Genomic DNA, 13298 nt, shown 5'->3' on the forward strand with positions numbered 1-13298 from the left:
TAGACTAGGGGCCTAAATACCCGATGCACCAGTACAGTAACAGAGCATGAGCAGTACATTTTTTGATTTAAAACTTCAGGTTCAACCCGAGCATATTGACAGTCTGGGCCATGTCAACAACGTGGTTTATGTGCAGTGGATGCAGGATGTGGCCAGCGCCCATATTGAAACCTTAGGCCTGGGCATGGCGCAGTTTCTGGAAATGAAACATGCCATGGTGGCGGTAGAGCATCATGTGCAGTATCGCAAGGCAGCATTTGCCGGTGAAGAGCTGATTTTAAGAACCTGGCTCAGTGAAATTAATGCGCTGTACTTGTTTCGCCAGTATGTGTTTTATCGTCCGCAGGACCAGAGCGTGCTGTTTGTCGCGCAGACCAAATGGGCTTGTGTGGAAATAGACAGCGGCCGTCCAAAACGCATGTCGCCAAGTTTTTCCCAGGCGTATCAGCCTATTCCAGCCGATCTGAATCCGATGGATTTTAACCAGTATCCGCCACAGCCGGCATAAGCATCGTCACTGGCCGGTTTGTATCGGATGATCTAAAACCGGCCGGGCCGAAAAGCTTTGCATTATTTTGGATACTTTAAAAAATCCATCTGCTATAATCCTTCGCAATTTCTATTCGGCTTTTGCTGTGCACTGAATCTGGTTTGCATAGCGCGTTATTTTTTAAGGTAGCCCATGGCGCAAGCTAAAAAATCTGTTGATATTAAAAACATTCGTAACTTCTCGATCATTGCACATATCGATCATGGCAAGTCGACCCTTGCGGATCGTTTCATTCAGACCTGTGGCGGTTTGCAGGATCGCGAAATGCAGGCGCAAGTACTGGACTCAATGGAACTTGAGCGTGAACGTGGGATTACCATTAAAGCGACTTCGGTGACCTTGTACTATACCCATCCGAATGGTCAGGAATACCAGTTAAATTTCATTGACACCCCGGGACACGTTGACTTTTCTTATGAAGTTTCACGTTCACTGGCAGCGTGTGAAGGCGCACTACTGGTGGTTGATGCTGCCCAGGGCGTAGAAGCACAATCGGTTGCCAACTGCTATACCGCGATTGAGCAAGGGCTGGAAGTTTTACCAATTCTGAACAAGATTGACCTGCCGCAAGCAGAGCCTGAACGTGTGATTCAGGAAATTGAAGATATTATTGGTATTGAAGCAACCGATGCGCCGACCTGTTCAGCCAAAACTGGTCTGGGGATTGCGGGTGTGTTAGAGCGTCTGGTCGATGTCATTCCAGCACCAACCGGTGATCGTGATGCGCCATTGCAAGCTTTAATCGTCGACTCATGGTTTGATAACTATCTGGGCGTTGTGTCTCTGGTGCGTGTGAAGCAGGGACGTGTGCGTAAAGGCGACAAGATGTTGATGAAATCAACCGGTCAAACGCACATCATTACCTCGGTGGGTATTTTCAATCCGAAACATACTGAAACCGATATTCTGGAAGCGGGCGAAGTCGGCTTCGTGATTGCCGGCATTAAAGACATTTTTGGTGCACCAGTTGGTGATACCATTACTTTGGCAACCACGCCAGAAGTGGAAGTGTTACCGGGCTTCAAAAAAGTAAAACCGCAGGTCTATGCTGGTCTGTTCCCGATTGATGCCAGCGATTTTGAACCGTTCCGTGAAGCACTGCAAAAGCTGCAAATCAATGACTCAGCGCTATTCTTCGAACCGGAAAGTTCAGATGCGCTCGGTTTTGGTTTCCGCTGTGGCTTCCTTGGTATGCTGCACATGGAAATCGTTCAGGAACGTTTAGAACGTGAATACGATCTGGACCTGATTTCTTCTGCGCCTACGGTTATTTATGAAGCCGTAATGAAAAATGGCCAGACCGTATATATTGACAGTCCATCGAAAATGCCAGACGGTTCCACCGTTGAAGACTTACGTGAACCGATTGCCGAATGTCACATTCTGGTGCCGCAAGAATACTTGGGTAACGTCATGACCTTGTGTATCGAGCGTCGTGGTGTGCAAAAAGACATGAAATTCATGAGTAATCAGGTATCCATTACCTTTGAAATTCCAATGGCCGAAGTGGTGATGGATTTCTTTGATAAATTGAAATCCTGCTCACGTGGTTTTGCATCACTAGATTACAACTTCGTGCGTTTTGAAAGTTCATCGCTGGTGAAAGTCGATGTCTTGATTAACGGTGAAAAAGTCGATGCGCTGGCAATGATCTGTCACCGTCAGGATGCCCGTCATCGTGGTATTGCACTGGTTGAAAAAATGAAAGACCTGATTCCACGTCAGATGTTTGATGTCGCAATTCAGGCGGCCATTGGTGCGCAAATCATTGCCCGTTCAACGGTAAAAGCCATGCGTAAGAACGTATTGGCCAAATGTTATGGCGGTGACGTGTCGCGTAAGAAGAAACTGCTGGCCAAGCAGAAAGAAGGTAAGAAACGTATGAAGCAAGTGGGTAGCGTTGAAATCCCACAAGAAGCGTTCTTAGCTGTATTAAAAGTCGAACGCTAATAAGATTAGAAGGATAAACGCCCATGGATTTTGATTTTAATTTGATCCTCGTTCCTGCCACGCTGTTTTTTATTGCTGTGTGGTTGCTGGATAAATTTGTCTTCAAGCAAAGACAGACCAAAGGGCGGGGCAATGAAAATTTCATTATCACATGGGCGTATGACTTCTGGCCGGTACTGGCCGTTGTGCTGGTGCTGCGTTCGTTTTTATATGAGCCGTTTAATATCCCGTCAGATTCAATGGTGCCAACCCTGGAGACCGGGGATTTTATTCTGGTAAATAAATTTGACTATGGCGTGCGTTTGCCAATCGTCAACAGCAAAATTATTGATACCGGTTCGCCAGAACGCGGTGATGTGGCGGTGTTCCGTTATCCGCCACAACCAAGCATTAGCTACATTAAGCGGATTGTGGGTTTGCCGGGTGATCATATTGTTTATGATCATGGCCAATTTACCATTAACGGCGAAAAGGTGCAGAAAGTTGCACTGGAATTTAGCCGTGAAAAAGACAGCCTCGATACCCCCAACTCGATTTACCATCAGGAAACTTTAGGCAAGCATACTTTTACCATGCGTGAACTGGAAGGCGTAAACGTGGCGCGTCAGGCACCCTTTATTAATTATGTCGAAAATGGTAAATATGCTTCTACAAATGGTTTATATTGGGAAGTCAAAGTTCCAGAAGGTCATTACTTCGCGTTAGGGGATAACCGCGATCAGAGTGCTGACAGCCGTTTCTGGGGTTTTGTACCTGAAGAAAACCTGACCGGCCGTGCCGTCTATATCTGGATGCACAAAGAGCCTGGTTTTAAATTGCCGTCTTTTAGCCGAAACGGCAGCATAGATTAAAATCATCCATTAGGAAAATAACAAAATGCGTCATCAACAAGGGGCATCGTATATTGCAATTCTGGTTGCAATTATTGGTTTTGCTTTTATGGCAAAAATTGCAGTTGCGGTTTGGGGACCGTATTTCGATGATCGAATGCTGGATAACCAGATTAAAGAGCAGTTGATTCATGGACCCAAAAACCTGAGTCCGCAAAAATTCATTGGGGAAATGGATAAGCGTTTAAGTATGAACAACATTCGTGATATTAAATTTGCGGATGTTGCCCAGGTCACCAATGTAGATGGTCTACAGGTGAAGAAAGACTATGAGATAAGAAAACCGTTCTTATTGAATATTGATATTGTCATGAAATTCGAGAAAAGTTTTGATCAAAGCTCAGTCCAAGCTCAATGAAACGCGTTTGGCCAGCCGCATCGGATACCAGTTTAAACAGCCGGATCTGCTCAAGCTGGCGCTGACGCATCGTTCGGTCAGTCACAAACACAACTATGAACGCCTAGAATTTCTAGGCGATTCACTTTTAGGGATGATTATTGCCAATTATCTCTACACCGCCTATCCGCAGGAAAATGAAGGGCGGCTGACCCGTATGCGCGCAACACTGGTGCGTCAGGAAGCACTGGGTAAAATCGCCAATGATTTAAAACTCAGTCAAAATTTAATTCTCAGTACCGGTGAATTGAAATCAGGCGGTCATCATCGTGAGTCTATACTTGCAGATGCAGTCGAGGCGATTATTGGTGCGATTTATATCGACTGTGGGGATTTAAACCTGCTACAGACGATTGTGTTAAAATGGTACGTGCCTTATCTGGATCATATTGAGCCGACCGATCAGCTCAAAGATCCAAAATCACGCCTGCAAGAGTATTTACAAGCACGTAAAAAACCTCTCCCAGTTTACGAGGTTGTAGATATTCAGGGTGATGCCCCGAACCAGCATTTCAAGGTGGAATGCCGGGTCGATGCTTTGCCGGTAATGAAAGGTGAAGGTTCTAGCCGCCGCTTTGCCGAGCAGGCAGTTGCCGCGGAAATTTTAAAACTCTTGGAGCAAACGTCTCAATGACAATCCATTCCGATCACAACGATGCTGATCACGAGTCGCAAAGCGACAGCCACGATTTAATCAATCAATTCTTCAGTTCACAAGGTCAGGAAATTCCATCGGATTACCGTAGCGGATTTGTGGCCATTGTGGGCCGGCCAAACGTGGGTAAATCTACCCTGATGAACCACCTGTTGGGTCAAAAACTGTCTATTACCTCGCGTAAGCCACAAACCACCCGTCATAAAATTGTCGGGATTGATTCGCGTGAAAAATCTCAGGCAGTGTATGTTGATACTCCGGGGATGCACAAAAAAGAAGTGCGTGCCATCAACAAAATGATGAACCGTGCCGCGCACTCGGCGCTGCGAGATGTGAATCTGGTATTATTCGTCGTCGATGCACAAAAATGGACCCAGAACGATGAACTCGTACTGGAGAAATTGAAAAATGCAGACATGCCGGTCATTCTGGTGATCAATAAACTGGATACCTTCGAGAATAAAAATCAGGCGCTGCCGCTGATTCAGGAGCGTGCCAAGCTGATGAACTTTGCAGAAATTGTGCCAGTATCCGCGCTGCGTGGTGCCAATCTGGAACATCTGCGTGACACCATCGAGCAGTATCTGCCATTCCAGCCACCGTTATATTCATTTGATCAGGTCACCGACCGTTCCGAGCGCTTCCTGGCCTCTGAAATTATTCGTGAAAAAATCATGCGTCAGCTCGGTGAAGAGTTGCCATATGATTTAACCGTACAGATTGAATCATTTAAAACCGAAGAGCCGGCTTTAAATGAAAAAACCGGTCGTATGAAACCGGCCTGTACCTATATTGACGCCACCATCTTCGTAGACCGTCCGGGCCAAAAAGCCATTGTGATTGGTGAAAAAGGTGCTAAGCTGAAAAAAATCGGGATGGATGCCCGTGTCGATATGGAAAAAATGTTCGAACAGAAAATCATGCTCACGCTTTGGGTGAAAGTCAAAGGTGGCTGGTCAGATGATGAACGTGCATTAAAAAGCTTGGGATATAGCGATATCTAAGCCATGAAACGAGGAACTGTAATGACCAAAATTGCTGTGATTTTAGCCTGCATGTTCATGCTGCAGGGCTGTATTCATAAGGTGGTTACAGTTCCGGTTAAAGTGGCCTATAAAACCACCAAAGGCGTGGTCAAAGGCACGGCCGCTGTGGTCGGTGCAGTCATTCCCGATGGGGATGAAGAAGATGAAAGCAAAAAGAAAGATGATTAGGCTGATATCCTGCCCACATGCGTAATGAAGTCTTGCATGGCTACCTGATCCATCATCGTAAATACCGCGAGCGTAGTCATATTGTGCATCTGTTTACCCAGGAATATGGGCGGATTGATGGTATTTTAAGACAAACCCCGCCACCACAATATCAACCGATTAGCCTGCAGGCCTCGGGTAAATCTGAACTGAAAAATTTTACCAAACTGGAAATTATCAACCAGCCCGTATTTTTCTTTGGCGATGCCTTTTTCTCCGGTTTTTATCTGAATGAAATTTTGCTGCGTCTGTGTCCGCTCGAAGTCGAGATGCCCGAGACTTTTCTGCAATATGCCACGACTTTGCAGCAATTGCAGCAGCTGTCGAGCCATCCGCAGCCGAACAGCTTTTTAAGACAGATTCTGCGCCAGTTTGAGCATGTGTTGCTGCAAGAACTGGGTTATGCCATCGACTTTGAAGTGGATGCCAACCAGCAGCCGATTGGTGCAACGCAGCAGTACCAGTTTTTATTAAATGAAGGCTTTATGCCAACGGCGCAGGCTTCCCGTTCTGGTTTAAGTGGCACGCAGATTTTGAGTATGCGTGACCATGAAAAGGGTAGGGATTTTAATCCAAAACAGTTACAATTACTGTCTAAATTATATCGGCAGATGATCAGCTCCCTGCTGGGAGATCGGCCGTTAAAAAGTCGTCAATTGTGGATACAGAACTCCCAAACACAATCGTAATTAGGAAAAGAGTATGGCTGCATTACTTGGTGTAAATATTGACCATGTTGCAACATTGCGACAAGCACGTGGCACCACTTACCCAGATCCGGTCAATGCCGCACTGATTTGTGAACAGGCTGGTGCAGAGGGTATTACCTTGCATCTGCGTGAAGATCGTCGTCATATTCAGGATGATGATGTGCGTCGTATGCGTCCATTGCTGAAAACCCGCATGAATCTGGAAATGGCGGTGACTGATGAAATGGTCGAGTTCGCCAAAGAAATCAAACCGCATCATGTTTGCTTTGTCCCGGAAAAACGCCAAGAAGTCACCACTGAAGGTGGACTGGATGTGGTCGGTAATTTTGCGGCGGTAAAAGCGGCAACGCAGGCTCTCTCTGTTCTGGGTTGTGATGTATCCCTGTTTATTGATGCTGACTTTGCCCAGATTGATGCCGCAGTTGCTTGTGGTGCACCAACCATTGAAATTCATACCGGTGCCTACGCCGATGCTGAAACCGCAGAGACGCAGCAGGCTGAGCTGGAACGTATTGTGAAAGGTGCCGAATATGCCGCGGCCAAAGGTCTGGTGGTGAATGCCGGCCATGGCCTGAATTTAGATAACGTGACGCCGATTGCCGCAATTCCGCAAATTCACGAACTGAATATTGGTCACTCGCTCATTGCCGATGCGGTGTTTGTGGGTCTGGCCCAAGCTGTACAGCAAATGAAAGCAGCGATTAAAGCTGCACGATAATCCTGAAGTTTTTGTATGTCGACAATCAATTATGATGAACTCATGAAGCCGGTGATCGGCTTCCTGGGCTGTGAAACCCCGCAAGCCTGGCTGGATGAAGCGCTGAACAATCTGGAAATCCTGATGCAGGATCATGCCAACTGCGAGAAAAAAGCCGCCGGTACAGCCATGAACCTGATGTTCCGCTACAGCTTCTTTACTGATTTGCAGGTCAAACTGGCGCAACTGGTTCGTGAAGAAATGCTGCATTATGAACAGGTGCTGGAATTTATGAACAAACGCGGACAGGAGTGGAAAGGCTTGAGCGCAGGCCGTTATGCCGGCGGCTTACGCAAAGAAATCCGTACCTATGAGCCAGAAGCGTTAATTGATGTACTGGTGATTGGCGCCTTTGTAGAAGCGCGTTCCTGCGAGCGGTTTTATGCCTTGGCACCGCATGTTGATGAAGAGCTGGGGCGTTACTACCGCTATTTGCTGAAATCTGAATCGCGTCATTATGAAGATTATCTGGCACTGGCATTGGACGTTGCCAAAACTGCCAAGCTAAAAAATCCGGAAGAAGATATTCAGGGCCGGATTCAGCATATTCGTGAAGTGGAAAAAAATCTGATTTTAAGCCAGGATGATACTTTCCGTTTCCATAGCGGTGTGCCGGCGCAGGTAGCTTGAAACAGTCAATATTTTTTGAGAGAAAACGGGACTTCGGTTCCGTTTTTTTATGGCTGTGAGAAGGGGAATCAGGATTGATCTGCCTGTTTGAAGATAGAACTGATCTGCTGATGGACGTCTTGCTATTAGATCGCTCGGGAAGATGTCATCCTCTTTTGGCAGCCTTCAGATGTGAATCGCTGTGGGAATTAAAAAGATTGGAAGCTATAAATTTTGGCAATAAAAAAGCCCAAGTCTTAAATGCTTGGGCTTTTTTGAATTTGGCTCTCCCACCTGGGCTCGAACCAGGGACCTGCGGATTAACAGTCCGTCGCTCTACCGACTGAGCTATGGGAGAATCTGAATGCGATTATAGAGGGATTTTGGCAGGGGTCAAGCGAAAACTGTCATCTTTTTTACATTTAAAGTTTATATGCTTTTTATTTGTGCAAAATAAAATAAAACACGAAAAAATCTTGCAAAGCAAAAAATCTGTTGTTAGATTAAATCCAGAAAGTCGTTTGACCAAATGGTTAAACAGTGTGGATTTAAACCAACTTGCCAGCACAAAAATGGCTAAATCGGAGACAGCGAATGAATACGCTCAGCATCCCTGAAATTTTTGCAAACCTCAATTTTTACAAAGACAACTACCTTTCTCTTATCAGCAATCCAGAAGATTATTATACGCCTGTTGCTTCGGCCTATATCAACGTATGGCCAGTCGGGCATGTCGATCTGCATCTGGGCGATTTGCTGCAGCTGTGGTTTAGTGAAAAATGGCTGATCAATGGGCCATGTTTCCAGCTTTCAGAGCATCCGGATCATGCAACCCGCACGCCATTACAGCGCAGCCAGGATTTATACCTGTATCAGCTTGCCGGCAGTGCCTTGTCGGGTAGTAACCGCTGCCGGGTCTGGTCGGATTCTGAACAAAAAGAACTGCGGGTGAGTCTGGATAGTGCCTTTAAATATTACTGTATTTATAAAGGTACAGACCGTCCTGACATCTCACGAAGTCAGCTCATTCAGGCGCTGAAAAAGGCCATCTAACCGTTATCTATGGTCCGCTGAATTGAGCGTTTAGAGTTAAATCAGGCCATAAAAAACCGCGAACAGGTCGCGGTTTTTTTATTGCTCAGAAGAGATTATTGAGCAGCTTTTTCAGCTTCGATCGACGCAATCGCTTCATCAACGCCTTCGATTGAATCCGCCGCTTTCTTGATACGCGCTAACGCATCTACCAGCACTTCATCAGCCGTTGCATAAGAGATACGCATGAAACCGCCTAAACCGAATGCATCACCTGGAACCACGGCCACGCCAGTTTCTTCCAGTAACCATGCAGAGAATTCTGTGCAAGATTTTAAGCCTTTAGCACGAATCAGTGGTTTGATGTTGGCGTAAGCATAGAACGCACCATCTGCAGGTAAGCAAGAAATCCCTTTGATGTCGTTCAGGCCGTTTACCACCAGGTCATGACGGCGTTTGAACGCTTCAATCATTGGTTGTAGAACGTCTTGAGGACCGTTCAATGCAGCTTCTGCAGCCACTTGTGAAATAGACGTCGGGTTAGAGGTTGACTGAGACTGGATTTTTTTCATCGCACCGATCAGTTTAGCAGGGCCCGCTGCATAGCCGATACGCCAGCCAGTCATGGCATAGGCTTTAGACACACCATTTAACACGATAGTGCGGTCATACAGGTCTGGTGCAACAGTAGCGATGTTGTAGAACTCGTCATCCCAGCGGATTGGTTCGTACATGTCGTCAGATGCGATATACACTTCTGGGTATTTACGCAGTACTTCAGCCAGAGCTTCCAGTTCAGCTTTGGTGTAGATCATGCCTGTCGGGTTAGACGGGCTGTTCAGTACCACTAAACGGGTTTTGTCTGTGATGGCTGCTTCTAACTGAGCAGGGGTGATTTTGAAGCGTTGTTCTTCGCCACATTTCACAATCACTGGCACGCCTTCAGCGATGATCACCATATCTGGATAGCTTACCCAGAATGGTGCAGGGATGATCACTTCATCACCTTTGTTTAACAGTGCAAGTGCCAAGTTAAAGAATGATTGTTTACCACCGCAAGACACTAGAATCTGGTTGGCTTGGTAGTCAAGGTTATTGTCACGTTTTAGTTTCGCAATAATGGCTTTTTTCAGGCCTGGCGTACCGTCAACAGCGGTATATTTGGTAAAACCGTTGTTAATCGCTGCAATTGCTGCATCTTTGATGTGTTGTGGTGTATCGAAATCCGGTTCGCCTGCACCCAAGCCAATTACGTTATGACCAGCAGCTTTCAATTCGGCAGCTTTGTTTGTCACAGCAAGCGTTGGGGACGGTTTGATGGCATTTACACGATCAGAGAGACGTACGTCCACGGCAGTATTCCTTCTTATAGGGATTAAAAAATAAAAAGCACACTATCTTAGCTCAAAAATAGTCACTTCGTCGTTTAAAATCTCAACAAATTAATAAAAAATCACGAAATTTGTGCTTCTGCGCCTCAAAATAAGGCATTTTTGAGAATAAAAAGCCGGAGGCTCGCTTCTGACTGCAAAAAACCTTAAAATAGCGCTAATTTGATTTGAGTTATCGTCATGAGTAAGCAGCAGCCTACTTCAAAAAAACCTGTGGTAAAACTCCCATTCCCAATGCCATCTGCGGAAGAAAAAGCCCAGATCGATGCCTTGCATAATCAGGTTCGTCCTAAAGATGAAGGTTATGCCGACAAGCTGTTTCCACCACCACGTGGGACCCGTAAATCTATGGGTAAACGCTAAGAAAAATGCCACGTTCTGTGGCATTTTTTATGGGCGCTTGATGGGTTTAATCCTGGGTTTCACGCCGGTCAAACTGGACATAATAGGCGCGTTTTTGGGTGTACATGGCCTGATCGGCGCGTTTTTGGGTGTACATGGCCTGATCGGCGCGTTTTAGCATCTCTTCAATGCTTTCCTGCGGCAGTGTGGTCGCAGACCCAATCGACAGATTCAGCATCTGATTGCCATGAAACTGACTGTCAATTAACAGCAGTTCCTGCAAGCCCGCCAGACAGTTGTGCAGGGCAATCTCATCGGCACCTGGTAGCAAAACCACAAATTCATCACCGCCAATACGGCAGGCACTGTACTGGGTATTCTGGACAAGCTGATTCAGCAGTTCACCGGTGCGTCTGAGCAGATCATCACCGCTATCATGGCCAAAGGCATCATTCACGACTTTTAAGCCATTCATATCAATATAGATACTGGACACAGGCCGCAGACTGCTGCGCTCTAAACGATTCACTTCTTCAGTATAATGCGAGCGATTCAAAAGCTTGGTCAGCACATCATGCTTGCCCAGATATTCCAGATAGTTTTCGGCTTTTTTTACGTGCGGTAATATCGGTCAAGGCCACCTGAACTGTGCTCCAGTCCTCTTCATAGCCGGGAAATACGGTAAATTGCAGCAATACATGGCGGATGCTGCCATCCAGCGCATAATTGATGGCTTCACGCTGATGGTGAATATTGCCATTCCAGAGCTCGATCAGCTGTTCCCTGAACGTATGCTGCATTTCTCCGGCAAAAATTTTATGAATATTTTGCAGCAGGGTGTTTTTGTCCGGGGCGCCAAATAAATCCAGCGTGGCCTGATTGACATCAATAATCAGCACATCCCGGATACATTGCTGGATAAAATCCGGATGCACATCTAAAAAGGTATTGAAGTCATCTATGCCCAAATGGCGCAGCTGATCGAGCCGGCTTTTAATCCGGCTAAAATCTTCCACCCACAAGGAGGTGGGTGAATAGACAAAGCGCGATTCAGCCAGTAAACGCTGCTGATCTGCCTGCCGGCACGCCGCGGTATATGGGGTGATGTTTTCGGTACTGACCAGCACCAAAGACAGGTCATGCTCATGCGAGGGCACCACGGTGCCGCGTAACTGGATATCCAGCCGTTTCCCGTTCAGGCTGTAATTGACGGCCTGACTGGAAAATTCAGTTTGACCTTCCCACAAGCTGATCAGCTCATCAATATGGGTGCTGGCCATCTCACCTTTAAAAATCTGCTCCAGGTTGCTAATTAAATGCTGCAGATCTTGGGCTTCATACAGTTCCAGGGTTTTCTGGTTTACGCTCAGAATTTTAATTTTACGGGCACATTCAATGACACGGCTTAGATCTTCCAGTAAATAGCCACGTAAATCCTGAATGCCTTGTGCACGCCACAGCTCAAACTGCTTTTTAATTTCACTAAAGTCTTCCAGCCACAGGGCAATCGGCGCAAGGGTAAAAACAGGCGTGTCCAGTATTGTCATAGTCTGAAGCTCGATTATTCTAGTGAATGAAAAATAGAATTATAATCAAGTTTTTATTATGTGATAAAAATTGTGTTTATTTTTATAAATGTGATTTATGTCACCAAAATACAGAACGGCCGGCTCAATGGCCGGCTGCTCTGGTATTAAAAAGAGGGATTATTTTTTGGCCCGATGCGCCGGACGCGGTGGGGTAATTTCACGTTGACCATGCCAGACTTCGGCAAAATCCTGTTCATTAATACTATACAGTTCCAGTAAGGCTAGAATCACCCCGCCAAACAGCATGGAACCTTCAGAGTTGCTTTGCCATTCAAAGACCTTATCTTTCAGGCCATATAAAATATCTTCAATTTCAAAAATCCGGTCACGGCCATTGCTGTCGGTCGGGTACATCTGGGTATTCAGCAAAATTTTAGCCAGACTTTTTTCATTGTCATTTAAAGCCAGCACTTCAATCAGCTCATCCGGATTGCTGGCAAAAATTACCGGATCACGAAAAATGGTATGCAGAAAATGCTGATTCAGTTTCGGTAAAGATTTCTCGACAAAAGGCCGGAAGGAGGCCGGGAAAATCACATTGTGGGAAATGCCTTTAAACATCGGGGCAATTTCCTCGACTTTATAACCGGCAATACCACAGCCAATTGAAGTCAGAAAATACTTCATTTTCGGATGATTTTTGGTATAGGTTTTAAAGTCATCTATATAGTGCTGAATTTGCGATAGCGGCATTTGCTGCAAATGCTCGTTCATGGTTGGAATGGCAAAGCTTTGTCCGGCCCAGCCACGACCTACGCCGCGCACGGCGCCAAAGTGTTGCAGGGCAGTGCGCGCTGCACCGCCGGCATGATCACCTGCCAGATTACTGCCAAAGACAAAAATCGTATCTTCAGGCAAGCTTTTAATAATACTTTCATCATGATATCGGTAAGTCATTGTCATTAAATCTATGTGATCCCTTGTGTTCATGTTGCCCGTGAAGCGGGGCAGAATCAAGTGAAAAAGCACAAGACGAGGGTGTTTTTCTGTTTCACATGAAGATTTTGCTTTGATCTGGGTATGTCTGGTGAGAGTGTGCCAAACAGCAGCGGGTGAAGATTTTTATTTCAGTTGCACTGCGGACTAAAAACAGAACCTTGCCGATGCTGCCGGTGACAAGAAAGTGTACAAAAATTACAATCTGAAGCCAGATAATAGGCTGAATCTGTTAGA

14 protein-coding genes, 1 tRNA gene and 1 pseudogene are annotated in these 13298 nt (G+C 46.0%); 12 read left to right on the top strand and 4 right to left on the bottom strand.

What is annotated here, in order from left to right; translation table 11 throughout:
* Positions 1-46: 46 nt before the first annotated feature.
* The 10 genes from FTU55_RS07890 to FTU55_RS07935 all read left to right on the top strand — a co-directional run bounded on the left by FTU55_RS07890 (position 47) and on the right by FTU55_RS07935 (position 7792).
* Entirely contained in the window at positions 47-508 is a 462-nt protein-coding gene (locus FTU55_RS07890) for a thioesterase family protein (protein WP_005176672.1), read from the top strand.
* A 174-nt stretch (positions 509-682) separates the two neighbouring features.
* Positions 683-2500 (top strand): translation elongation factor 4, encoded by a 1818-nt coding sequence (lepA, locus tag FTU55_RS07895; RefSeq protein ID WP_005176673.1) that lies wholly within the window; start codon positions 683-685, stop codon positions 2498-2500.
* 23 nt (positions 2501-2523) lie between these two features.
* Positions 2524-3351, top strand: coding sequence for a signal peptidase I (lepB, locus tag FTU55_RS07900; RefSeq protein WP_005176674.1), 828 nt, complete (start codon positions 2524-2526; stop codon positions 3349-3351).
* Between the two features lie 25 nt (positions 3352-3376).
* Positions 3377-3748 (top strand): DUF4845 domain-containing protein, encoded by a 372-nt coding sequence (locus FTU55_RS07905; RefSeq protein WP_005176678.1) that lies wholly within the window; start codon positions 3377-3379, stop codon positions 3746-3748.
* Positions 3720-4421, top strand: coding sequence for a ribonuclease III (rnc, locus tag FTU55_RS07910; RefSeq protein ID WP_005176685.1), 702 nt, complete (start codon positions 3720-3722; stop codon positions 4419-4421). Before FTU55_RS07905 ends, rnc begins: the two co-directional genes overlap by 29 nt.
* A complete protein-coding gene (era, locus tag FTU55_RS07915) occupies positions 4418-5446 on the top strand; it encodes a GTPase Era (protein WP_016660033.1) in 1029 nt (342 codons plus the stop codon). The genes rnc and era overlap by 4 nt, the downstream gene beginning before the upstream one ends.
* 21 nt (positions 5447-5467) lie before the next feature.
* Positions 5468-5656: an NF038104 family lipoprotein gene (locus FTU55_RS07920; protein ID WP_005176688.1), complete on the top strand. Its 189-nt coding sequence runs from the start codon at positions 5468-5470 to the stop codon at positions 5654-5656.
* A gap of 17 nt (positions 5657-5673) precedes the next feature.
* Positions 5674-6384 (top strand): DNA repair protein RecO, encoded by a 711-nt coding sequence (locus FTU55_RS07925; protein ID WP_180046707.1) that lies wholly within the window; start codon positions 5674-5676, stop codon positions 6382-6384.
* 13 nt (positions 6385-6397) lie between these two features.
* Positions 6398-7123, top strand: coding sequence for a pyridoxine 5'-phosphate synthase (gene pdxJ / locus FTU55_RS07930; RefSeq protein WP_180046709.1), 726 nt, complete (start codon positions 6398-6400; stop codon positions 7121-7123).
* Between the two features lie 15 nt (positions 7124-7138).
* The gene (locus FTU55_RS07935; RefSeq protein WP_180046711.1) at positions 7139-7792 is read left to right on the top strand and encodes a tRNA-(ms[2]io[6]A)-hydroxylase; all 654 of its coding nucleotides are present in this window, start codon (positions 7139-7141) and stop codon (positions 7790-7792) included.
* 261 nt (positions 7793-8053) lie between these two features.
* Here FTU55_RS07935 and FTU55_RS07940 read toward each other — a convergent pair.
* A tRNA-Asn gene (locus tag FTU55_RS07940) sits at positions 8054-8129 on the bottom strand.
* A gap of 236 nt (positions 8130-8365) precedes the next feature.
* Between FTU55_RS07940 and FTU55_RS07950 the strand changes: the two genes are divergently transcribed.
* A complete protein-coding gene (locus tag FTU55_RS07950; protein ID WP_180046713.1) occupies positions 8366-8824 on the top strand; it encodes a hypothetical protein in 459 nt (152 codons plus the stop codon).
* A 95-nt stretch (positions 8825-8919) separates the two neighbouring features.
* Here FTU55_RS07950 and FTU55_RS07955 read toward each other — a convergent pair whose 3' ends face one another.
* Positions 8920-10155 (bottom strand): pyridoxal phosphate-dependent aminotransferase, encoded by a 1236-nt coding sequence (locus FTU55_RS07955; protein ID WP_005176698.1) that lies wholly within the window; start codon positions 10153-10155, stop codon positions 8920-8922.
* 219 nt (positions 10156-10374) lie between these two features.
* Here FTU55_RS07955 and FTU55_RS07960 point away from each other — a divergent pair, with 219 nt between their 5' ends.
* Complete coding sequence (locus FTU55_RS07960; RefSeq protein WP_180046715.1) at positions 10375-10557, top strand: hypothetical protein; 183 nt, start codon at positions 10375-10377, stop codon at positions 10555-10557.
* Positions 10558-10603: 46 nt separating this feature from the next.
* On the opposite strand, the pseudogene FTU55_RS07965 reads toward FTU55_RS07960, so the two are convergent.
* Positions 10604-12083 (bottom strand): annotated as a pseudogene (locus FTU55_RS07965) (diguanylate cyclase domain-containing protein).
* Between the two features lie 159 nt (positions 12084-12242).
* Entirely contained in the window at positions 12243-13022 is a 780-nt protein-coding gene (locus FTU55_RS07970; protein WP_045795109.1) for a hypothetical protein, read from the bottom strand.
* Between the last annotated feature and the right edge of the window lie 276 nt (positions 13023-13298).

It is taken from the genome of Acinetobacter sp. YH12117 (assembly GCF_013418865.1).
Taxonomy (GTDB): Bacteria; Pseudomonadota; Gammaproteobacteria; order Pseudomonadales; family Moraxellaceae; genus Acinetobacter; species Acinetobacter indicus.

Bases quoted from the DNA above. Each gene is read 5' to 3' on its own strand.
- FTU55_RS07890 (WP_005176672.1), top strand. From the start codon at position 47: ATGAGCAGTACATTTTTTGATTTAAAACTTCAGGTTCAACCCGAGCAT.
- lepA (WP_005176673.1), top strand. From the start codon at position 683: ATGGCGCAAGCTAAAAAATCTGTTGATATTAAAAACATTCGTAACTTC.
- lepB (WP_005176674.1), top strand. From the start codon at position 2,524: ATGGATTTTGATTTTAATTTGATCCTCGTTCCTGCCACGCTGTTTTTT.
- FTU55_RS07905 (WP_005176678.1), top strand. From the start codon at position 3,377: ATGCGTCATCAACAAGGGGCATCGTATATTGCAATTCTGGTTGCAATT.
- era (WP_016660033.1), top strand. From the start codon at position 4,418: ATGACAATCCATTCCGATCACAACGATGCTGATCACGAGTCGCAAAGC.
- FTU55_RS07920 (WP_005176688.1), top strand. From the start codon at position 5,468: ATGACCAAAATTGCTGTGATTTTAGCCTGCATGTTCATGCTGCAGGGC.
- FTU55_RS07925 (WP_180046707.1), top strand. From the start codon at position 5,674: ATGCGTAATGAAGTCTTGCATGGCTACCTGATCCATCATCGTAAATAC.
- pdxJ (WP_180046709.1), top strand. From the start codon at position 6,398: ATGGCTGCATTACTTGGTGTAAATATTGACCATGTTGCAACATTGCGA.
- FTU55_RS07935 (WP_180046711.1), top strand. From the start codon at position 7,139: ATGTCGACAATCAATTATGATGAACTCATGAAGCCGGTGATCGGCTTC.
- FTU55_RS07950 (WP_180046713.1), top strand. From the start codon at position 8,366: ATGAATACGCTCAGCATCCCTGAAATTTTTGCAAACCTCAATTTTTAC.
- FTU55_RS07960 (WP_180046715.1), top strand. From the start codon at position 10,375: ATGAGTAAGCAGCAGCCTACTTCAAAAAAACCTGTGGTAAAACTCCCA.
- FTU55_RS07970 (WP_045795109.1), bottom strand. From the start codon at position 13,022: ATGACTTACCGATATCATGATGAAAGTATTATTAAAAGCTTGCCTGAA.